This is a genomic window from Bacteroides ilei (genome assembly GCF_900128495.1).
Taxonomy (GTDB): Bacteria; Bacteroidota; Bacteroidia; order Bacteroidales; family Bacteroidaceae; genus Phocaeicola; species Phocaeicola ilei.
This window is the reverse complement of record NZ_LT635801.1, coordinates 112,519-133,563: the sequence shown is the minus strand read 5'-3', so window position 1 is coordinate 133,563 and position 21,045 is coordinate 112,519. Positions and strand designations below refer to the sequence as shown.

Annotated in this window: 18 protein-coding genes and 3 pseudogenes; 9 read left to right on the top strand and 12 right to left on the bottom strand. The window is 40.8% G+C overall.

Translation table 11 applies throughout. The features are described 5' to 3' along the window. Positions 1 to 59 precede the first annotated feature (59 nt). A complete protein-coding gene (locus BQ7489_RS00520; RefSeq protein WP_072531949.1) occupies positions 60 to 761 on the bottom strand; it encodes a LytR/AlgR family response regulator transcription factor in 702 nt (233 codons plus the stop codon). Further along, complete coding sequence (locus BQ7489_RS00515; RefSeq protein ID WP_072531950.1) at positions 761 to 1,891, bottom strand: sensor histidine kinase; 1,131 nt, start codon at positions 1,889 to 1,891, stop codon at positions 761 to 763. Before BQ7489_RS00515 ends, BQ7489_RS00520 begins: the two co-directional genes overlap by 1 nt. 292 nt (positions 1,892 to 2,183) lie before the next feature. Between BQ7489_RS00515 and BQ7489_RS00510 the strand changes: the two genes are divergently transcribed. The 7 genes from BQ7489_RS00510 (at position 2,184) to BQ7489_RS00480 (ending at position 9,823) form a co-directional block, all read left to right on the top strand. Next, complete coding sequence (locus tag BQ7489_RS00510) at positions 2,184 to 2,708, top strand: hypothetical protein (RefSeq protein ID WP_072529599.1); 525 nt, start codon at positions 2,184 to 2,186, stop codon at positions 2,706 to 2,708. 478 nt (positions 2,709 to 3,186) lie between these two features. Then, a complete protein-coding gene (locus BQ7489_RS00505; protein ID WP_008767280.1) occupies positions 3,187 to 3,402 on the top strand; it encodes a helix-turn-helix transcriptional regulator in 216 nt (71 codons plus the stop codon). Further along, positions 3,399 to 4,979, top strand: a complete 1,581-nt coding sequence (locus tag BQ7489_RS00500; protein WP_072529597.1) for an RNA-binding domain-containing protein — start codon at positions 3,399 to 3,401, stop codon at positions 4,977 to 4,979. Before BQ7489_RS00505 ends, BQ7489_RS00500 begins: the two co-directional genes overlap by 4 nt. 114 nt (positions 4,980 to 5,093) lie before the next feature. Further along, complete coding sequence (locus BQ7489_RS00495; RefSeq protein WP_072529596.1) at positions 5,094 to 5,723, top strand: GIY-YIG nuclease family protein; 630 nt, start codon at positions 5,094 to 5,096, stop codon at positions 5,721 to 5,723. An 82-nt stretch (positions 5,724 to 5,805) separates the two neighbouring features. Then, complete coding sequence (locus BQ7489_RS00490) at positions 5,806 to 6,870, top strand: DUF1848 domain-containing protein (protein ID WP_072529595.1); 1,065 nt, start codon at positions 5,806 to 5,808, stop codon at positions 6,868 to 6,870. A gap of 2 nt (positions 6,871 to 6,872) precedes the next feature. After that, the gene (locus BQ7489_RS00485; RefSeq protein ID WP_072529594.1) at positions 6,873 to 9,521 is read left to right on the top strand and encodes an AAA family ATPase; all 2,649 of its coding nucleotides are present in this window, start codon (positions 6,873 to 6,875) and stop codon (positions 9,519 to 9,521) included. Next, positions 9,518 to 9,823 carry a tellurite resistance TerB family protein gene (locus BQ7489_RS00480; RefSeq protein ID WP_162617761.1) on the top strand — a complete coding sequence of 102 codons (306 nt, stop codon included), beginning with the start codon at positions 9,518 to 9,520 and terminating at the stop codon, positions 9,821 to 9,823. Before BQ7489_RS00485 ends, BQ7489_RS00480 begins: the two co-directional genes overlap by 4 nt. A gap of 109 nt (positions 9,824 to 9,932) precedes the next feature. On the opposite strand, the gene BQ7489_RS00475 is transcribed toward BQ7489_RS00480, so the two are convergent. Further along, positions 9,933 to 10,376, bottom strand: a complete 444-nt coding sequence (locus tag BQ7489_RS00475; RefSeq protein ID WP_072531948.1) for a hypothetical protein — start codon at positions 10,374 to 10,376, stop codon at positions 9,933 to 9,935. 147 nt (positions 10,377 to 10,523) lie between these two features. Here BQ7489_RS00475 and istA point away from each other — a divergent pair, with 147 nt between their 5' ends. Together istA and istB are read left to right on the top strand one after the other, a co-directional pair. Beyond that, positions 10,524 to 12,089 (top strand): IS21 family transposase, encoded by a 1,566-nt coding sequence (gene istA / locus BQ7489_RS00470; protein WP_072529592.1) that lies wholly within the window; start codon positions 10,524 to 10,526, stop codon positions 12,087 to 12,089. Positions 12,090 to 12,102: 13 nt separating this feature from the next. Beyond that, positions 12,103 to 12,834, top strand: a complete 732-nt coding sequence (gene istB / locus BQ7489_RS00465; protein ID WP_072531947.1) for an IS21-like element helper ATPase IstB — start codon at positions 12,103 to 12,105, stop codon at positions 12,832 to 12,834. 89 nt (positions 12,835 to 12,923) lie between these two features. On the opposite strand, the gene BQ7489_RS00460 is transcribed toward istB, so the two are convergent. The 9 genes and pseudogenes from BQ7489_RS00460 to BQ7489_RS00420 form a co-directional block, all read right to left on the bottom strand. Further along, a complete protein-coding gene (locus BQ7489_RS00460; RefSeq protein ID WP_072529591.1) occupies positions 12,924 to 13,121 on the bottom strand; it encodes a hypothetical protein in 198 nt (65 codons plus the stop codon). Between the two features lie 25 nt (positions 13,122 to 13,146). Next, a pseudogene (locus tag BQ7489_RS00455) lies at positions 13,147 to 14,357 on the bottom strand (relaxase/mobilization nuclease domain-containing protein). A 14-nt stretch (positions 14,358 to 14,371) separates the two neighbouring features. Continuing rightward, a complete protein-coding gene (locus BQ7489_RS00450) occupies positions 14,372 to 14,773 on the bottom strand; it encodes a plasmid mobilization protein (RefSeq protein ID WP_072529590.1) in 402 nt (133 codons plus the stop codon). Between the two features lie 475 nt (positions 14,774 to 15,248). Further along, a pseudogene (locus BQ7489_RS00445) lies at positions 15,249 to 15,647 on the bottom strand (hypothetical protein); the annotation flags it as partial. Positions 15,648 to 15,697: 50 nt separating this feature from the next. Beyond that, on the bottom strand, positions 15,698 to 16,045 hold the full coding sequence (locus BQ7489_RS00440) for a hypothetical protein (RefSeq protein WP_072529588.1): 348 nt from the start codon (positions 16,043 to 16,045) through the stop codon (positions 15,698 to 15,700). A gap of 154 nt (positions 16,046 to 16,199) precedes the next feature. Then, positions 16,200 to 17,558 (bottom strand): annotated as a pseudogene (locus tag BQ7489_RS00435) (VapE domain-containing protein); the annotation flags it as partial. Positions 17,559 to 17,563: 5 nt separating this feature from the next. Continuing rightward, entirely contained in the window at positions 17,564 to 17,881 is a 318-nt protein-coding gene (locus tag BQ7489_RS00430) for a DUF3853 family protein (protein ID WP_022020166.1), read from the bottom strand. Between the two features lie 181 nt (positions 17,882 to 18,062). Beyond that, positions 18,063 to 19,313, bottom strand: a complete 1,251-nt coding sequence (locus BQ7489_RS00425) for a DUF6043 family protein (protein WP_072529586.1) — start codon at positions 19,311 to 19,313, stop codon at positions 18,063 to 18,065. A gap of 13 nt (positions 19,314 to 19,326) precedes the next feature. Further along, positions 19,327 to 20,820, bottom strand: coding sequence for a tyrosine-type recombinase/integrase (locus BQ7489_RS00420; protein WP_204352736.1), 1,494 nt, complete (start codon positions 20,818 to 20,820; stop codon positions 19,327 to 19,329). Between the last annotated feature and the right edge of the window lie 225 nt (positions 20,821 to 21,045).

Genomic DNA, 21,045 nt, shown 5'->3' with positions numbered 1-21,045 from the left:
TATCCGTTTTTCTTTCATGTTTACAGAGAATAATGACACAAAGATACGGATTTCCTTTTTCAAAGGAGCCCCTGCCGCTGGATATATGCCATAAACTGCTCCTTATAGTTCTCGCCGACAGGAATGTACACGTCTTTCCCGAACAGGATACGGAACCGTGAAACCTCGGTTATCTTGCTCAAGTTGACAATGTACGAGCGGTGTACCCGCATGAAGTTGGAAGGTAGCATGGCCGACAGTTTCTGCAAGCTGTTCAGCGTAATGACAGGCTTGGGACGGTCTTCGAGGTAGATACATACATACTCACTCATACCTTCTATATACAGAATCTTCCGCTTGTCAATACGTACCACCTTATATTCACTCTTTACGAAAAGCGTATCCTGTTCTCCGTCCGCCCCACGGGTCAGCGTATACATCTGCCTGGCCTTCTCGGCAGCCTTCAGGCAATCGACAAAGCTGAAAGGCTTCATCAGGTAGTCGATGGCATTGAGGCGGAAACCTTCTACCGCATATTCCGGATAGGCCGTAGTGAAGATTACCATAGGCGGATCGGGAAGCGAGCGTATAAAATCAATGCCGTTCAGGTCGGGCATGTTGATGTCGGCAAAAATCAGGTCGACAGGTGTATGTGCCAACGTTTCGGAAGCCTGGCACGCATCCTGGCATGAAGCGGCCAGCGTAAGGAAAGGAATGCGTGCAATGTATCCGGCCAGCTGCGTCAGGGCAAGCGGCTCATCATCGATAATCAGACATTTCATCATAGCGGAGGGATTATAAGTAACACTTCATAACAATCTTCATGTTCGGTTACGGCAAACGTGTAGTTCGTACCATAAAGAAGCCGGAGCCTTTTCCTTATATTATCTATGCCGATACCGTGATGGACATCGCGGGTACAGGTATGCCGGCTGTTACGGCACCCGAAGAGGATACCGTCATCGGTCTGTACCATGCGCACATCGATAAACGAATCCTCACGGTAGCTCACCCCATGCTTGAACGCATTTTCCAGAAGTGAAATGAAAAGCAAGGGAGGCACCTGCACATCGGGTACAACAAGCGGAAAATCCGTACGGATATCCAGCCTGTCGGTATAGCGCAGTTTCATCAAGGCGATATAATTCCTGAGGAACTGGATTTCACGTTCCAGTGAAATCTGGTTCTTGTCGGCTTCATAAAGCATATACCTCATCAGTTTCGAAAGTTCGATAATGGTCTGCTTCGCCTTTTCGGCATCAATGTCTACCAGTGCATGGATATTGTTCAATGTATTCATGAAGAAGTGCGGATTAAGCTGGTACTTCAGGTACTGCAGCTCCGATTCCAGACGTCCGTGTTCCAGTTCCTTAAGCATCTCATCGTCATGGAGCGACTTAAGAAAAAAGCGGATGGTCAGGTTGAAACCCACCAGCAGAATAGCCACTATAATATGTATCAACAGGAAAGGAGGCCCCATCGGACTGTGCGGCAAATTTCTCTCTGCACCCGCAGGTGGTACTGCAGGAGCTCCGTCGGGATACAGAATATTATGCTCCGCCTCTCTGATTTCCCTGTGCCCCCGGAATCCGGGATGCGGACCGAGAGCCTGCAGATATCCGGGCAGATAAACGAACAGAATGCCGACCGTAAAGACCAATGACACGACGTAGCGGATATAGTATTTCCTGAGCAGGAGTCGGGGAATCAGCACATAGTTATGTACCAGGAACAGCAAAAAGAAGGGAAGCACAAGAAGCCAGGTAGCACTTACCTCCTCCCACAATCCCCTTCCGTCCGACGGACGGTCATCGTCAAGCAGGAAGCCCACAAGCGGCGTTCCCCATATCAACACCCAGATAGCGGCGTAGATGATCTGCTCTAAAAGTAACTGCTTCTGCAAATGCTTCATTGACGTGCGGTATTCATGCTTACATCTGCAAAAATACACGCCGTTTCCGCCCGGTGCAATTAAAATCGGCGAACGGAACAATTTTACAGACCAAGCAGAGATATTTCATCTTTTTTCACCTTTGCGACCTCCCCTCCCGAGACAGGCTGTTCCACTGAAAAATCTGATTTGCCGGCCGTTGGCTGATAGAATAGACGGGTTGGCTGATTCCATTTTCCGGAACACTCCCCCCTCCCTATCTTTACAACACGCAACAGAATAAAACAGAACCAAACAATAAAGCAGAACAACTATGTGCATAAAAAACATATATGGCATAATGGCGGTGATATTCATTGCCATATGGCTCGGATCCTGCCGAAACGAAGACGTCGACTATTACCCGATCGGGAAAAAACACCTGGGTGAAACCTATACGGAATACGTAATAAACAATGTACTGCCTGGAGATACGGTAAACCGTATTGTCCTGAACTTCTATCCCGAAGAAATAACGTCTCTCTCATACATTACATACGATGAATCGGCCTGCACATTCAACTTCAGTCGGGGAGAAACTGCAAAATACCTTCTTTCGTGGGATTATGACACCGACGGAAGCTATGTGGAAGTCCAGTACGGACAGAATGGCATGTGGCATACAGTAAACGAACAGAAGCACTCGGGAGAGTACCTTCTCACGGCCAATGACGGGATGAGTGTAAGGATGAGCATACGAAGCGGAGGTTCTGTTTCCTACAGCGACGGGCAAGTAAAATATTCCATCGGTGTAACTGTAAACCGGTTCTCCATAGAAGAGGCAGACGAAGACCGCTAGCCGGAAGGCTCTATATGAAAAAAGGTTGTAACCATTTGGCTACAACCTTTTTTTTGTGGACCAGCCAGGGCTTGAACCTGGGACCTCCAGATTATGAGAACGATAAAATGATATTCTACGATAGTTCATTTTATCAATATTAATTGAATATCAAGCAGTTATGAATTTACTATTTCTTATAAAACTCATTAAATACCCATAACTGAAACCGTTTGTTTACGCATTGTTTACGCAGAAACAAGTGTATGAAACAGCCAGTTTCCCATCCGGAGTTATGCTAAGTACCCTTTTTGCTTTTTATAAGCCATATTGCTGTCGTAAGTAATTTGTGTTTTGCGACAAAATAAGGTTATTAGTAAATGTAGATTACTTGTTGACGTTATAACCAATTATTTGTTGTATAAATGCTCTTTTTTGATATATTTCATCTTGATTCTCTGGGTTTATTTGTACCTTTACACCGAAAGGAATATCTTTTATGGAAAAAGAAATGATTAACAGGCTGAAGATTGTGCTTGCCGAAGAGCAAAAAAGTAGCAAGTGGCTGGCAGAGCAATTAGGAAAAGACAGGGCTACTGTCTCCAAATGGGTGACAAATACCATGCAGCCTGACGCAAGAAACCTCCTGCGAATAGCAGAAGCTTTGAATATTGATGCAGGTAGACTGCTCAACCAAAAACATTTGAAAAAATGAATGAAATAGATATTATCCAACAGATAAAGTCTGGCGAAGTCAGTAAGATGCAGTTCAAAGAACGGCTCCTTGACAGCTACGACATCGGCTGCGAATTGGTGGCATTCAGCAATGCACGTGGTGGAACATTGGTCGTTGGTGTGAAGGACAAAACCGGCAGTCTCAATCCTTTGTCATATCTGGAAGTACAGGAAACCACGAACACACTTAGCAACATCGCATCAGAAAATGTTGTTCCTGCCATCCTTGTTGATGTAGAAACTATTTCCGTGGATGGCGGAAGCCTTGTTGTGGCTCATATTAAAGAAGGGGTGAATAAGCCTTACCACGACAATCGGGGTATTGTGTGGGTGAAGAACGGTGCCGACAAGCGCAAGGTGTTCGATAATGTCGAACTTGCCGAGATGATGACCGACTGCGGTAGTTTCTCGCCTGATGAAGCTGGGGTTCGGGATGCTACGATTAAGGACTTGGACGAGAATACCATCAAAACCTTTTTAAGCAACAAGTTTGAAAAAGTATTGGTGAGAAAAGGTTTGGTGGGTGATGCATTCCGCGAGACCTCTTTAGATGCAGTCTGTTCTGCTATCGCTAGTGGGCACGATGGGGAGAAGCTGCTGCGTAACCTACGTTTCATCCGACCCGATGGAAAAATCACAGTGGCTGCAATGTTGCTGTTTGGCAAGTACACTCAGCGTTGGCTTCCTGCAATGACAGCAAAGTGCATTTGTTTTGTGGGCAACAATCTTGGAGGTACACAATTTCGCGATAAGGTGAATGATGCCGACATTGAAGGAAATCTGCTTCATCAGTTTGAAACTATTATGGATTTCTTCACCCGGAACTTGCGCCATATACAAGTTGGAAAAGAGTTTAACTCGCAAGGAGTATTGGAGATTTCATACATCAGCCTTGTTGAGTTCACCGTAAATGCTTTGGTACATCGCTCGCTGAATGCGACTGCTCCTATCCGTATATTCATCTTTGATGACAGGGTGGAGATACACAGCCCCGGAATTCTCCCTAATGGGCTTAGCGTGGATGATATTGTTGTAGGTACATCCATGCCACGCAATATGTTCCTCTTCACAAATGCCATCCATTTGCTCCCCTACACAGGAGCAGGTAGTGGTATGCTTCGTGCCTTATCTGAGGATATGAAAGTTTCATTCACCAACAATGACAGAACTAACGAGTTTGTAATTACTATAAATAGACCGGAGGGTAGCCAAGTCAATGGTAACTTAGATACTAAACTTGGACACTCTGACACCGACTTAGGCATCAACTCTGACACTTTCAATGCTGACTCTGACACTAAATATAGATACTCTGACACTTTCAATGCTGACTCTGACACTAAACGTCCTAAAATAACAAATAAACAGAGGGATATAGTAAACTTCTGCAGTGTGCCACGTAGCAGCAAAGAAATTCTTGAAAGGGCTGGTGTGACATATCATAGCAAGAATATCCAAACATACATCATGGCTCTTGTCGAGGCTGGCTATCTCGAAATGACCAATCCCGAGCATCCCAATGCAAGCAATCAAAAATATAGGAGAAGTAAAAAATGAGTTCACATATATTCACCAACAAGAACGGTAACACTGATGTACAAATTTGAAAAAGTTCTTGATTTCATTACAAACAACAAACCGTACAATAATCTCTAATTTCTAAAAAACGATATGGAATACGGAATAGTTTATCTTCTGACAAACCCTGTGATGCCAGGACTTGTAAAAATAGGTATGACCACACAGGAAGACATCGACAAACGTATGAAGGAATTATATACAACAGGAGTTCCCGTACCGTTTGAGTGTAAATTTGCGTGCAAGGTTAAGAAAAGTGACTGTCTCAAAATTGAAAAAGCCCTTCATAAAGCCTTTGACCCTCAGCGTATCAATCAGAACCGTGAGTTCTTCCGTATCAACGTGGAACAGGCGCAAGCCATACTCGAACTTTTCCACCATGAAGATGTGACGGAAGAAGTGACAGACGAGATACAGAACGACCTCACAGATGAGGACAAAGCTGCCAGCACAAAAGCACATGCAAAACGTCCACCGCTCAATTTCTATGAGATGGGATTGCAGAAAGGCGATGTTCTCATCTGGAAAGATGACCCATCAATTTCTGTCACTATTCTTTCAGAGCGCAAAGTGTGTTATCAAGGAGAAGAAACTTCTATCAGTGCACTTTCTGCTAAGCTAAAAGGCTACAAAGTCAAACATATACAGCCGACGCCACACTGGCTTTTCAACGATCGTCTTCTAAGTGAAGTCTATGACGAAACATATCCATTTGAAGAGTGAAAGCATACTCTAGAGTATGCCAATGGCAGAAGAGAAGAAAATAAAAAAGATAAAAGAAACATTCAAAAGCTTCTAATTTATTATGGCAACATGGCAACGTACAGACATCATTATTAATGGACTACCTGTAAAAGCACAAGCTCCCCTCATTATTTCTGCAAGTAGGAGTACCGACATTCCGGCATTCTATGCTGATTGGTTTTTCCATCGTTTACAGAAGGGGTATTCTGTCTGGACAAATCCGTTCAACGGCGTAAAGTCTTATGTCTCGTATGAGAATACTCGCTTCATTGTATTTTGGTCAAAGAACCCACAACCATTGTTGCCATATCTGCATATCCTCAAAGAGCGTAACATTAAGTGCTATGTTCAATATACCCTGAATGATTATGAACAAGAGAAGTTAGAGAAAGTACCTTCTCTTGCTAAACGCATAGAAACATTCAAGTTACTTGTTGAGCAACTTGGTAAAGGTGCTGTTATTTGGCGGTTTGACCCCATGATGCTAACAAATGACATATCTGTAGATGACTTGCTATGGAAAGTTCAAAATATTGGTGATCAACTAAAAGATTACACAGAGAAATTGGTATTCAGCTATGCAGATATTACCATGTACAAGAAAGTGAAACATAATCTTGAAGTAAGTGGCATATCATACAATGAGTGGAATATAGAGCAAATGGAAGAGTTTGCCGACAAACTGTCTATTATGAATCGTGAGCGTGGCTGGAACTTCCAACTAGCAACTTGTGGTGAAAAAATAGATATTTCAAAATATGGCATTCAACACAATCGCTGCATAGACGGAGACCTGATTACTCGTTTGGCATGGAATGACAAGGATCTGATGAAATTCATGAATGTAAAGATAGAGAACGTTCCAGAACCAATGTTCTTTGGCAATCCAGAGTTACCTAATGGAGCGATACTCCTGCCTCATAACCATTACTTCATCAGTAAACACAAGAAAGACCAAGGACAGCGACCATTTTGTGAGTGCATGGCCTCTAAAGACATTGGTGAATACAACACTTGTCCGCATCTTTGTGAATACTGTTATGCCAACACCACCAAACAATTGGCATTGCAAAATTGGGAACAGCATCTAAAGAATAGATTTGCAGAAACAATAACAGGAAGATAATTATGCCATACGCAGAAGATATAAATAAATGTAATAGTATTGATGACATTATTGATTATTGTCACAATGCTTTGCCCGAAGAATACAAGGGAAAACCTTGGACACATCCAGAGTTAAAGCATGGCATAAATCTATTAGCAAGTGATGTGGCTCTAAATTGTTATATGTCTGCATATGGCGATATGCATGTAACCAAGTGCCGTGCCGCAATGATGAATTTTCCATTTGACGATATTCAGGGGAGTATTGAGATAGTTGATTGGGGATGTGGTCAAGGTATAGGTTCAGCTACCATAATTGAAGTGTTAAAGCAGCATCATTTACTTCAATGGTTACATAAAGTAACGCTTATTGAGCCTTCTAGTAATGCAATTGAACGCGCCAACGATAATATCCGAACTCTTACGAATGGCACAGTTGAAATAGATATAAAGAACCTTTTTCTTCCAGCAAACGGATTAGCAGAAGGTGAGACTCTTAGTTCTATTGGATATAGATACAATAATATCATCCATGTTTTTTCTAATATTTTGGATGTGACTTCTATTGACTTGGGGGAAGTTGCAAAGATGGTGGCATCTGCACACGGAAAACACTTTGTTTTATGTATTGGTCCACAAAATGGTGCTGCGTATAGAATTGAGAAGTTCTGTTCTGTTTTTGGAGAACAAAATTATTTTAGCCAGATAAATAGTGTACGTTATGCACGCACAAGAAGAACAGCGCATCCCTATACTTGTATGACAAGATGTTTTGAGTACAATGGTGCAACAATTGATCTTAACAAATTAGATCTAGTGAATGAGAGGCACGAGGCAATATATAATGAATATGATTTACGTTTGCAGATACAGAATCATGTGCTATCATATCAAAAAGCAAGAGTCGCATGGAGACTTGAGAATATTCTGTCTGTGGATGACATAATGTATATTGATGCAGTAGTAAACGAAGTGTCTGTAGATTTTATTATCGTTAGACCTAATAAGGGGATTCTTCTACTGAACGTGTTCGAGGAGGACTTAAATGAGTGTACATTATCAGAAGATAAAAAGGAAATAAATGTACATGGGAAACTATATCAATCTCCCATTGACCTTATTAGTGTATGTCAATTGAGCATTAAGGATGGTATAGAAGAACTTTTGATGAGTACCATTGAAGATAGTCGGAATTTTAGTCTTATCAAAAAGGCGGTTGTGTTCTCAGAGAACTCTATTGACGAAATAAAAAAATTTTTTAAATATCAGAATAACGTCTTTAATTTTACCTTTATCTTCGGTAGGGAGATTATTGATAATAGAGAAATATCACAAAATTTGTATACTACCATAGGTTTCCTATACAACAACAATACTTTTGACGATGTAGTAAGAAGGAAATTGGCTAGAATAATATCTCCATCCTGGCATTCATATCAGGAAGGACGCATTGATATGCAACCTATTGGTGCACAGAAGCGACTATCGGAAAGTAGTATAACACAACAGAAAATAAGTGGTGTCGCTGGTTCTGGAAAAACTCAAGTACTTGCTTTTAGAGCGGTAAATGCCATGAAACGTACTGGAGGTGATGTCTTAGTGTTAACCTATAACATTACATTAGCAAATTATCTGAAGTTTAGGTTATCCGAAATTCGGGAGGATTTCTCATGGGAAAAAATAGACATATATCCTTATCATCAGTTCTTTAGAATACGTGCTGCAGAATGTAAGTTACATGTTGAATTTGACTCATATCAAGACGAAACTTTCTTTGATAACTCCCCAAATCATAAGAAATATTCTGCTATTTTCGTTGATGAGGTTCAAGACTATACTACGGAATGGCTTCGTATCGTCATGCGGAATTTTCTCTTAGAGTCTAATGGTGAACTAGTAGTGTTTGGAGATCCCAAACAAAATGTATATCAACGACCTTTAGATACAAATGGAGACATTCGCTTAGGCATTATTGGGGGACAGTGGAATCGGCAATTAACAACCAGCCGAAGATTTACTAATCCACGCCTTGCTAATCTTGCCACAGCATTTCAAACGCAATTTATGGCAAATTTACCTACCGATGATATGGCTGCGGAGAATGCCATGTTAAATACATTCAACTTCCAAATTTTAACCTATATTGATTTAAGACAAAATAATTCCTTTGAGTCCATAGTAACTAATATTATCAACATCATTTCCAATGACAATAACGAAGCAAAAGACTTTGTTATACTTGCTTCGTCAACAAAATTGCTTCGCAATATTGACATTCTTTATCGACAAAAGACTAACGAACAAACAGAAATAACATTTATTTCAAACGAAGTTCTTGAACGGTTAAAGCAAATACATCAGGTTAATGATGAAAAGATAGCCAACTGGAAATTTAATAGAGATTTTGAGGCACTTGAACGAACAAGAAAGCAATTGTTTACGACAGATAAACGTTGTTTAAAAATATCTACCATACAAAGTTTCAAGGGATGGGAATCTCCTTCAGTTATAGTTATTCTAGAGAGTGATCTTATTTTGCATAATACGACATTTCGCCCAATGTCGCCACAAACGATATATACGGCGATAACCCGTGCAAGAGAAAACATGTATATAATTAACATTGGTAATGATACCTATCACGACTTCTTCTACAACCAGACATTATGAATAATTTCACAACAATAGAAAAATACGCCATCATAAAAGTTCTTTCACACATTATGAAAGCAGATGGTATCATTCATCCCAAAGAGGAGATATACATGGATAAAACATATAGTGATTTTTCCATAACAATCAATGATATAGAGGACATTTCCAATATTGATGATATACAAACTAAACTTATAATCAGTGGAATGACTGATGAGAATAAAATTCTATCTAAGGTTTTATTCGTTGGAATGGTTGAAGCAGATGGAATAATACACCCTAAGGAAACAGAAATCATAAACCGATTTTTTATTTGACAGTATTTTTAGTGCATTTGGTAATATATCAATATTACATGAATAAAAAAGGAAAAATAATTATAATAACATTGAATAATAGAATGTTATTATATTAACGTGCGAGGATTCAAGTGGCACAATATGCAATCAATCCTAATACCAGCGTATAAACGAACAAAAATATCACCAAAACTTTCATCCAGAAATCTGAGAACCAGATACCTTCATTTCGTTTGAGAATTTTGCGTATATTAGATTCATGGTCCGTTAACATTTTCGTCTGTTCGGAACGATGATTCTCCAACATGGTTTCCCATGTTTTGACAGACAGGTTTAGGAGTTGTTGAAGTTGGGCAAAATGTTCAGATTTTATAGTTGCTCTAAATTCTGTATTTTGCTCGGCTTTTACAATAGCATTGCAAATGCCATTAACAATGCTATTGGAGTTACTGATAGCCTTCTTCAACACCACTGAAGCATTACCTTCGGCTTTAATGGCATCCTGAAGGTTTTGTTGAATGATAGTATCGGTCAAACGGTACCATCGTAGCGCACGAATCGGTACCATCATAGCGGAGGAACCGGTACCGCTATAGCGGAGGAATCGGTACCATTGTAGCGCTTGAATCGGTACCAAGAAAATCATAAACAATTCAGTTCTGTAGCCTAATACAAACTTCATATCTTAGAGGCATAAGAAATCAAACGTCCTCAAGATATGGCAAACAGAACACTGAATATGGTGAAATTAAAAAGAGCATTTCAAATGCTGTCGGTTTCCACTCCCCAACGTGAGATATGCGCCCAACTACATATAGGTCGGGGAGTTCTGAACCGCTACAAGAAACTGGCCGATGAAGCCAAAGTTGATTACAGTACGGTAGGCGGAATGAGTGAGGAGCAGATCCACAACCTGCTTCAGTCTCCTCCCGTCTCTCAACCGTCAAATCAGAAAACTGAACTGGATGAATTGTTGCCGGATTATGTCGAGGATCTTGCCAGACACCGTCATCTGACTGTCCAGCTGTTACATGAGGAGTACCTCAAGACACATCCCGACGGCTATGGGTATACCCAATTCAAGAAACACATCCGTGATTACCAGTATGCGCACAACCTTTCTTATCACAATACCTATATGCCTGGAGGAGAAATGCAGATAGACTTTGCCGGTGATAAGCTTTATATCACCGACCGTAGGACGCATACACATGCTTCCGTAGTGGTCTTGTGCTGTGTTCTTCCCTTTAGCGGACTGGCTTATGCCAAGGCCATGTATCATGCAAGCATGGAATTCTTCTTCAGCGGTCTGTCGGATGCCGTTACCTATTTTGGAGGGAGTCCGGAAGTCTGCAAGAGTGACAATATGGTCCAGTGGGTGAAAAAGTCGGACCGCTACGAGCCTACTTTCAATGATGCAGCCATTGAATGGTCCAGTTATTATGAGACTTCGCTGGAAGCCTGCCGCGTACGAAAGCCACGTGACAAGGGAGTTGTAGAAGGCATTGTGAACAAGTTCTATCAGTATATTTATGCGGCTATCCGGGATGAAGAGTTCCATACGCTGGATGAACTCAACAACCGTATTTTCGAACTTACTGACCAGTTTAATGACCGGCCTTCACGTACTACCGGAAAAAGCCGCAGGATGGTTTTTGAAGATCAGGAGCGGGACAGTCTGCGGCAACTTCCTGATGTACCCTTCCGCTTTCGCTACCGTAAGGAGGTCAAGCTCACGGGCGATTATCATGTAACTGTCGGCCGACTGGAAGAACGTCATCTTTACAGCGTGCCTTACACCTATGTCGGTCAAAAGGTAACCGTCCTTTGGGATACGGAAACGGTTGAAATCTATCAGAACAACACAAGAATAGCCTTACACCGCAGATGCTTGAGCGGAGGACGTACCACGGAAAAAGCACACATGCCGGAGAATCACCTGGAATATCTTCACAGTAAGGGACGGAATGCCGCTTTTTACCTGGAAGAGGCTGAATCCATCGGAGTCTATACCCGGAAAGCTGTGGAGAAAGTCCTGGCATCTCCCAAATATGTAAGCCATGCCTACCGTTCATGTGAGGGCATATTGGCCCTACGCCGTAAATATGGCAAGGACAGGCTGGAGAACGCCTGCAGGCATGTGTCTGAAAGCGGAACTGTTACTTATAATATGCTCAGGAATATCCTTCAGGGCAATCTTGACAAAACTGAAATCCAATCTGCCGTAACCTTCACGCCCGAGAATGAATATGTACGTGGCGCAAAGGCTTTTGCAAACATTTAAAATCCTGTTGATTATGAATACACAAGAAACCATCGTACAACTCAAGGAATTGAAACTGAAGGGTATGGCTGACACACTTGAATCCCTGATGAATCTTCCGGTACAAAACCGTCCGTCATTTGATTTTGCCATAGCCAAGATGGTAGAGGCGGAAATCCTGGAAAGAAAAGAACGTAAGACAGAAATGTTCCTCAGAACCAGCAAACTCCGCTATCATGCAATGATTGAAGATGTAGCCTGTGGGGTAGAACGAAACTTCACGGCTGAACAACTGGCCGTACTTGCTGACTGTTCCTTTATACGCCGACATGAGAATCTGTTGATACAAGGCAAGTGCGGATGCGGAAAGACCTTCCTGGCCTGCGCCCTCGGCAGACAAGCCTGCACCATGGGCTTCCGGACGGTCTATCTGAACATGAACAGGCTGGTAGAGAAAATTACTCTGTCCAGGCTTGATGGTACATTCCTTAAAATGATTACTTCATTAGAGAAGAATGACCTGATCATATTGGACGACTTCGGCCTGCAACCGATGGATACCAATACCAGACTGGCCTTGCTACAAATCCTGGAAGAAAGATACGAGCGAAAATCCATGATTATAGCATCGCAACTGTCCATCTCCAAATGGTATGATTATATCGGAGATCCGACTCTGGCAGATGCAATTATGGACCGTCTCGTGGCTAACTCAAACAAAATTGAGTTAAAAGGAGAATCCATGAGGCAGAGAAAGAAAAAATAATATACATTTGCAATAACTTTTACAGGACTGAATATGGTACCGTTTGCAGCGTCATGACGGTACCGATTCGAGCGATACAATGGTACCGATTACAGTGCTACGCATGGTACCGATTCAGCGCTATCGTCATGTTGAATTTTCAACAAAGTCTCTTTTATTTCACATATTTCTTTGAGCCTCTTATCGACATCCAGTTTCTCAGTTTCTATTTCATGGCTGATTTCAGCTTTTTTCAACATATCATCAACGTTTATTGATGGTGTGATTTTTGATTTTCTAATTCCCATGATTCATGTTTTTTTGATTGTTAATTTATCTGTGAAGTCCTTTCTTACGTTTGCACATACTATTTGCCATTCTTGCACAGCGGCGTGCCCATTCAAGTTCATCCTCGTCCTTATCTCTTCCCCAACCACCTGTTTCAGAACCGCCTCCACCACTTGATGCTGCCATACTTGTAGCGGCATCCAAATATCCGGCAAAAAGCAAAAGAGCCGTGTGCTGTATCTCTTCAATCTTAGCAAATGGATGGGCATCCTCCAAAGAACAATCTTGACGAATGATATTGTCTGCGGCTTCGGGTATCTCCACGTGGAATTTGTGATATCCGTCTGTCATTATTTCATAATGTTTCATAACCGGCTGTGAAATAGTTGAAGGTTGTATAACAGAAGTCCTGTCAGTTGTCCGTGCTTGTCGGGAAGTAGGCTCTTTCGATTCAAATTTCCTTTTCTGCGAATGAAGTTTTGCCCAAGTAGTCTCTATTTTTGAAGGGGTCAGGTTTCTCCCGATACCCAACACGGACGACTTATAGGTGGAGTTACCACGCTTAATGGAATAGCCATAAACTCCGCCTCCATCTTTTTCTTGTAAATGCACTTTATAGCCTTTTTTTTTCAGTTCTGTTTCATACTGCTGCCAGCTGAATTTTTCCATAGAGCGAAGTATCTCTATACAGATGTTTGAAATTTCCTGCCTATGGTGTATGCCTATTTCTTCAGACTGTATCCAGCCCCGTTTCTCGTTGATGATGTTCGCAGCCATGATAGCCCTCTCGCCAATCTTATGGCTATCATTGATTTTTCCGTCCATATCCACACGGTTAGCATCAATGTGTAGGTGGAAAATGCCACTTTGGGAATCCCGGTGTAGAGCTACGATGTATTGAGAGTTCTTGAGGTTGGTATGCTGTGAAGAAGCCCTCTTGGTCTTACCAGAGAGATCTATGGAATCAAATACGCGGATGAACTCATTTGACAAACGTAACCAATCGTCCATTGTCCATCCCCGGCTTTCTTCCTCGGATGGGGAAATTTCAATTCTTATCACGTTCCTGCCAAGCGGTCTGCCCTTATTGATTTTCTCAGCATATTTTTTTGAACAAGCATCATTCGCCCATACATTGCTTCCGGAGAAATATTATCTGGAAGGAGATTGGCTTTTACTATATCCGCTTTCTCTTTGTTGACGGAATATCTTATGGCATTCGCTCCATGTGATATGGTAGAGGCCTTTGCTATCATAATGGGTAAGTAAATTATTCGGTAAGGTAATTTTCTATCTGGTTCCAGCGATTAATTAGTTGCGTTGCTGCGATCATCCATTGTTCCACGAACCTGGTATCACTAAAATACATGGCTCGTTTATCTGCTTGTATGGACTTAACGGCTGCTGCAATACGGATAAGGTCACCCCTTGCATCTGCCAAACTACATAGGGCTTCTATTTCACGCTCAGACAGTCGTTGTCGTGGATGCTGCCCCAAAGCTGTACGGCGTATGTAGTCACTTATGGACAAACCGCAGGTTTTGGCTAGTTCTGTGGCTTGGAAATATTCCTTCTCTGTTACACGAGCTTCAAGCCGCAGGTTACGTCTTATAATTTTCTTGGCATTCTTGCTATTCTCTTCATTGGTATTATTATCGATTTTCTTTTTCATGTTTTATTATACATTTATAAGTGGTCTTTAATTTAAAAGGTACAACACGGTGGGAGCTTGCGACCGCCGAAAAATGCCTATGTAGTACGAATGAGCTTAGCGAATTTGTGCGACATAGGAACTTCTTGCAATACCACACATAATCGCTCTGGACACGTTACGTTTTAGATATTGCTATACTTGACATTTACTCTAAATATTTTTCACTGAATTTTTCCTCTGATATAGTTTGTGGTAAAACAGAAGCATAATATATAACAAACAATAGGGTAAAAAAAACTATCTTATCAAAACTGTAGGTATTACTTGTGTCAATACAAAAGTATACCATTACAAAGTTTTGTATCTATATTTGTTTTATGCCATTCTTGATTCTTATAGTTGAGAAAATCTTCTTCAATATGGCTATCCCAATTTACTATGGAACACAGACAAAATACTAACCGTATCATTTAACTGAGTTTACAGGCATTCCTTCCATATCGTCAGGTCTGTCTTTTAAACGGACATAGAAAGGATTGTCAATTCGGTTGCCGTCCTGCATCCATGCCGATATACATTTCAGCGTATGGATGCTTGTCCGGTTGCTTTGTGTAGATGTGACAATTCCTAACTGGTTCATCTTGTCAAGTACACGGGATACAGTTTTTTTATCATAACCCAATTTGCTGGACAATTCTACTTCCGAAAGGACGGCTTGTCCCACTAGCAAAGTCGTAGAGAAGCCTTTTATGGCATACTTAGTTTCTTTCAATACTGCCTTTTCAATAAGGCGGTGCAGAATCTTCATACGGTCAATGCCGTATTTACTTTCTGACAGATACGTAAGCTGCTCTGACGAAAGTACAATACAATAGTTCAAATTTGATTTCATAGTCTGTTTATTTGAAGATCTTTTATAAATAGTGCAGCCAAAAGAGAAAGTTAACGGTGCATTCCATATCCTCTATCTGGCATATAATATTCCTTGTCGTAGGCTATATGGTCAAGTACATTTTGCAGCTTATCAAGTTGGTAGTTATCCAAAACAGGAATAGCAGCAATCGTGATTTTATGTGAAGCGATACGGCGGTGTTCACAATTCTTTTCTGACATACTGCCATCTCCGTCAGCATAAACACTCCGCAGATAATCGTTCACAGCTTCGGTTTGTACCTTGCTTGGATATGCTGCAGAATAATTGTCTTGAATATACTCCACCATATGGCTGACCGCATTTGCCAGTAGTGGTTCATACTTTTGTATTTGCTTGATTAGCTCTTCCTTTTTCATACAGTCAATTCATTTTGTCCCATGTCCCATGCATATCTTATAACTTTCTTTTTATCTACTTTTTGTTTTTATTATTTTTTTAGGGAAAGAGGGACAAAGGGACATGATATTTGTCTTTTCCCTTAATTTGAATGGTAAATTCTGTTCACAATAATAATGTTGTACTGGCTTCTTCGCCTGGCGTATCTACTCTCACCCAAGGATGCTTTGTCCGTCCAGTCTTGTCGCAATATGCAGGGTGCAGCCCCTTGACCTTCTCCTGATCACTCCGTTTCCAATTAGGAATCATAGACATCAGGCGATTAATATATTGTGATGTGTACTTAGACGGATTGCGCCTGACTATATCATTGGGTAGTTCCTCTATAATCTGCCGGGCACAAACCATATTGAGTGTGGTCATTTTGAAGTTGGAATCTGGGTATGCTCCTTTTTGATAAGCCAATCGGTTAGGAATAGTCCAACTTGCATATTGGATGGGGATCTCACGCTCCAAATACATTTCCAAATCTTCCATGATGGGGTCAACAAGAATGTTGGAATGTTGCCTCTGTACCTCATTTGCTTTGATTTCTAAATCTGGTGTTAAGTAAAGTTTCATTCCTTGCCGATAATAGACGTATGCTTCTGCCCAAAGTTGAGGAACAGTACGTTGTAAAATATCCAACCATTCTGATACATGACCGTTACCTTTAACTGGGATTATCCACCAGCGACGGTTTCCATTGTCACCTTGCAGGAAATTTGTTTCATTAGTAGTAGCTGCAAAGACATTGTGCCGCATAAATTCCACTACCTTATGTCCGTATGCAGGACGCATAAAGTCACTACAGCGGCTCAGAAAAGCTTTGGCTGCCTCTGCGTCATTTGCCCGTTTTAAACCGTTCAACTCACTTATTTCTATAATCCAACCATTGGTTATGGTTTCTACCTTCTCCTTGTCACCACTGGCAAAAGAGAACGAATCGTTGAACCACTTTCCACTGATGGTTTTGAAAAAGGTACTTTTTCCTATGCCCTGGGGACCAGGCAGAGTCAATACGTTGTCAAACTTACAACCGGGGGTAAAAACCCGGGCAACAGCCGCTACAAACCATAACTTTGTTTGTTCCCTTACTAGTGGAGTATCTTCCGCTCCTAGATAATCAATAATAGTTGTGGCTATACGGGGTTGCCCATCCCATATTTCTTGGGTAATAAAATCCTGTACAGGATTAAAACCACGTTCCAAAGAGGTTGTTTTTAGTATTTCAAATATCTTATTTTGCGTCAGATATAATTTGTATGTCCTTTCCAGATAGTCTTGTATCTTTCCAACTGACTCTTCATCAATTTTATTGCCATTGACATTATGGAATAAAGAGCAGAAACATATATCATCCTGACAAAAGGTATCGTACTTTATCATGCTCAAGTTTTCATCCGATGTAAAAATGAGCCTATAATTGCTTATGGAGCGGAAAAGATTCCCGTAGCTGTCTGTTGCCAGCTGCTGTTTCCAATTCTCTTTCATACTGTTTACTCTTTAATGTGGATACCACCCGATTCCTTTGCCAGCGATAATGCAAGGTCTGCATCCACTACGATTTTTCGTCCTATCTGTGTGATAGCCTTGTCGATTATACCGCTCTTTTTAATGCGATTAGCCGTAGGTACACTACATCCAAACACACGGGCAATACCCTCTATTCCATAGTAGTTGCCTTTTGGAGCTATTGGGGATGTAGCTTTTTCTGTGGACTCTACACTTTTTGTAATTAGAAAACAAAGTTCCTCGCCGGTCATCATAGCGATGGGCTTTTGGAGCAACTGGTTTAGATTGAATTTTTCTTCCATACCTTTATTTGTTTAGTTATTGAATACTTTAAGCCTCGGTTTAACTCTGTGAAACCGATTTCACAAGCAAAGGTATTGTATGAAACTCAGCGTATTGGTCGGCTTATTTATACCTTAATATAACCGACCGATTTACAACAGATATTTACAGAAAGTAAAAACGGATAGCTGGATTTCCCAACTACCCGTTTTTTATAAAATAATCTGTCCATCGGTCTATTATCCGTTTTGCTTTGATATAACTGTTTCCTCTTTGAGGTGAAGTCAATGTAATGTCTTTGATTTCACCATATCTTTTCTGTGGAATGTCATGTCCGTAATGTCGCTGGTAGAATTGTTCGATGGCACGATGAAATGTCATGTATCTTATAGAAGCCTTCATTCTTCCAGCTTTTACCAGAGCTTTCAATAAATAGGCAAGGCTTATATCTTCGGTGTTCTCTTCAAGAAAAGAGTAAATGCCTTGTTTGATACGTTCCTTATCCCCAATAAGGATGTCATCCAATGATTGTATTATTTTTCTGTTTCCACGTTTACCTTTCACTTTTCGCAAGGCAAACATAACTTCTTTCCAAATATCCGGATTACATACTTCAGCCGTTGCTTCCCATTCGGCTTTACTTTCAGTTCCTATCTCTATGCTTTTATTAACAAGCAAAGCAATACACGATTTTATCAGAAGCATATCTCCATTATCAACTTCTTCACTACTCAACAGACGGTCAAGTAACTTAGCCATACGTGAAAGGCCGTGGTCAAATATTACGAAATAGTACATACAATAACTTAAGGCCTCCTTTTTCTCTATCACATAATCGTACAGGTTAGCCACAAACTCTCCAACAAACACGGCGTGGGATAGGACGATGATTTGGGAAATGTACGTCAAGAACTGATACACCATTTTTCTTTCAAGATTGCTTAACAGATAGTATCCTTTGTTGTTTCTCATTAGTACATCCAACTGTCCAGTTAAATAGGCTTTTGTTTCCTGTGGCAAACGACTCCAAATTTCAAGAGGTGTTTTGGAATGAACCATAAGTAATTCTGACTTTGGGGATGTGAGTAGCTCTACCGTAGCCGTTTTTATGTTTATGCCTATCCATAACCGTTTGTTGGTAATACATTGGGCTATAATATCTGTATACTTACCGGCCCATTGTTGATTGGCTATATTCTGTACATTTTTGCCGTTTCCGTTTATAAGTTCAGAAAGCCAGTTATATAACAGCAAAGCTTCTGACGGTGTACATTCCCGCATCATCTGATACATATCTGTCAAAACAGATAAGTTACCCTTTCCAACAGCATCCATGCGTTTACAGAAATTGGCATACAATTCTTCGTTGGCGGATTTCCAAGTACGAATAGCCATATCAGCACAATCCTTTCTAGTAAAATAGTCCCTTATTCTCTCTATGAAATGAATCATCCTTAAAATCGTATTATAGTCGTTTAAACAATTTGGATAAATCCTCAGTGGACATACTCGTCAGTTTTGCCAATAACAAATCTCTTTCAGAAGTTTTTGTCAAATTCAACAGCTTTGAGTTATTTTCCATCTGAATTTCAAGTGGATAGTGCTCAATGTATATTTGAGTGATTGCATGATCAGAAGAAGCGTGTCCCATGCTTTCAGAAATATAATCCATATCTACTCCGGCATTATGTAGGTTCGTGGCAAACGAATGACGGCACCATGTACCAGACGGACAGATGGATTTATCCCAATTCAGTGCTTCGTGACATATTTTGATGATACGGTCTTTCACATTAGAGTTTTCCTGCATCGTATATTTGCGACGCAGTTCTTCTGTTTCAGCTCCTTTTAATATGTGGGGAAAGACCAAACCGCCTCGGGTCGGAGGTGCAGCCACTTCATCTAAAATATATTGTAAAGGAGGTATGATAGGAACGATTACTTCGGAACCATCAGTACTTCTTCGGGAAGTTTTCTTACGGTTGAAGCGGAAAGCTTTGCCATGTGTCTGATAATAATAATTATCGTAAGTCAATCGCCCTGCATCTGCCATATTGAACCCATTACACAAATACTGGGCAAGAAACAATCCTAATGAGTAGTGAGCGCGTTTGGTATATTCTTCTGACCAATATTCGGGATATTTCTTGGATACAAAGAGGTTATATAGTTCTGTCATTTGATTAACATTCAGGAAACTTTGTTTGCGTTTTGCACTCTTAGGAATACTTACAAGCCCTTTCTCCTTCTTGTTAGAGAAAGGATAAGGAACATCTTTGAGATAGCCTTCATGTACACACTTATTCCATACGGCACGACAACAGCGTAAATATATCCCTGCGGTAGTATCACTGATTTTTCCTATTATCTTCCCATTCTCATCTTTTACTCCATTATGCATTCCGTCCTTCCACTTCTGAATTTCTGCTGCACTAATGCAAAATCCTTTAATCATATTTGGTCCGAGTATCTTTCTTAATGATTTGAGTGCGCACTCATAACTCTCTGCTGTAGTAAAGCGTGCACCATCATCGTCTGTTCGTAATCCACTAATGATTTCTTCCCATATGCCAATAAAAGATTGTGGTTTATTTGTTTCTTCATTGGGTGTTGCGACTTCTTCTCCCATGATACATTGACGTACCATTTCAAATGTCAGAATACCACCTTTATTCAAATTCATCAGAATTTCTTTGTATTTGGGAATAAGTGTATCTTTCCACTCTTTTTGAAGTCTGTAGTTCTCGCTCTTACATTTAGTTGCATTACAAATATCTGAAAACTTTCTTTCAGTAAAAGAACTTCCAACTGTGAAATAAAAAAATTTGCGGTCTACCGTGAAACGAAGAGATAATGGAAACTCATACGCATTTTTTCTGCGAGTACGTGAGTCCAACACGATAGAAACAGAACAGTTACGTTCTTTGAAAAGGGACATGGATTTTGTCAGTTTTTCCATTGCATTCATTGTTTATGTTCAACATAACCTCTGAATACAGACGCTTTGCAATGTGAGGCATACATACACAAAACACTGCATATAACCACAGAGCCATTACCCTTAGACGGATAAAAACATTGTTGTTATATGCAGCGGTGCAATCTCGTTAACCTCTGTCGCTGAATGGTAACCGGGCTTATGCTAATCGGTCTCAACCCCTGAAGTAACTCTCGCGTTTCGTTT

Coding starts and splice junctions, on each gene's coding strand:
- BQ7489_RS00520 (WP_072531949.1), bottom strand. CDS start 761: ATGAAATGTCTGATTATCGATGATGAGCCGCTTGCCCTGACGCAGCTG.
- BQ7489_RS00515 (WP_072531950.1), bottom strand. CDS start 1,891: ATGAAGCATTTGCAGAAGCAGTTACTTTTAGAGCAGATCATCTACGCC.
- BQ7489_RS00510 (WP_072529599.1), top strand. CDS start 2,184: ATGTGCATAAAAAACATATATGGCATAATGGCGGTGATATTCATTGCC.
- BQ7489_RS00505 (WP_008767280.1), top strand. CDS start 3,187: ATGGAAAAAGAAATGATTAACAGGCTGAAGATTGTGCTTGCCGAAGAG.
- BQ7489_RS00500 (WP_072529597.1), top strand. CDS start 3,399: ATGAATGAAATAGATATTATCCAACAGATAAAGTCTGGCGAAGTCAGT.
- BQ7489_RS00495 (WP_072529596.1), top strand. CDS start 5,094: ATGGAATACGGAATAGTTTATCTTCTGACAAACCCTGTGATGCCAGGA.
- BQ7489_RS00490 (WP_072529595.1), top strand. CDS start 5,806: ATGGCAACATGGCAACGTACAGACATCATTATTAATGGACTACCTGTA.
- BQ7489_RS00485 (WP_072529594.1), top strand. CDS start 6,873: ATGCCATACGCAGAAGATATAAATAAATGTAATAGTATTGATGACATT.
- BQ7489_RS00480 (WP_162617761.1), top strand. CDS start 9,518: ATGAATAATTTCACAACAATAGAAAAATACGCCATCATAAAAGTTCTT.
- BQ7489_RS00475 (WP_072531948.1), bottom strand. CDS start 10,376: ATGATGGTACCGATTCGTGCGCTACGATGGTACCGTTTGACCGATACT.
- istA (WP_072529592.1), top strand. CDS start 10,524: ATGGCAAACAGAACACTGAATATGGTGAAATTAAAAAGAGCATTTCAA.
- istB (WP_072531947.1), top strand. CDS start 12,103: ATGAATACACAAGAAACCATCGTACAACTCAAGGAATTGAAACTGAAG.
- BQ7489_RS00460 (WP_072529591.1), bottom strand. CDS start 13,121: ATGGGAATTAGAAAATCAAAAATCACACCATCAATAAACGTTGATGAT.
- BQ7489_RS00450 (WP_072529590.1), bottom strand. CDS start 14,773: ATGAAAAAGAAAATCGATAATAATACCAATGAAGAGAATAGCAAGAAT.
- BQ7489_RS00440 (WP_072529588.1), bottom strand. CDS start 16,045: ATGAAAAAGGAAGAGCTAATCAAGCAAATACAAAAGTATGAACCACTA.
- BQ7489_RS00430 (WP_022020166.1), bottom strand. CDS start 17,881: ATGGAAGAAAAATTCAATCTAAACCAGTTGCTCCAAAAGCCCATCGCT.
- BQ7489_RS00425 (WP_072529586.1), bottom strand. CDS start 19,313: ATGATTCATTTCATAGAGAGAATAAGGGACTATTTTACTAGAAAGGAT.
- BQ7489_RS00420 (WP_204352736.1), bottom strand. CDS start 20,820: ATGGAAAAACTGACAAAATCCATGTCCCTTTTCAAAGAACGTAACTGT.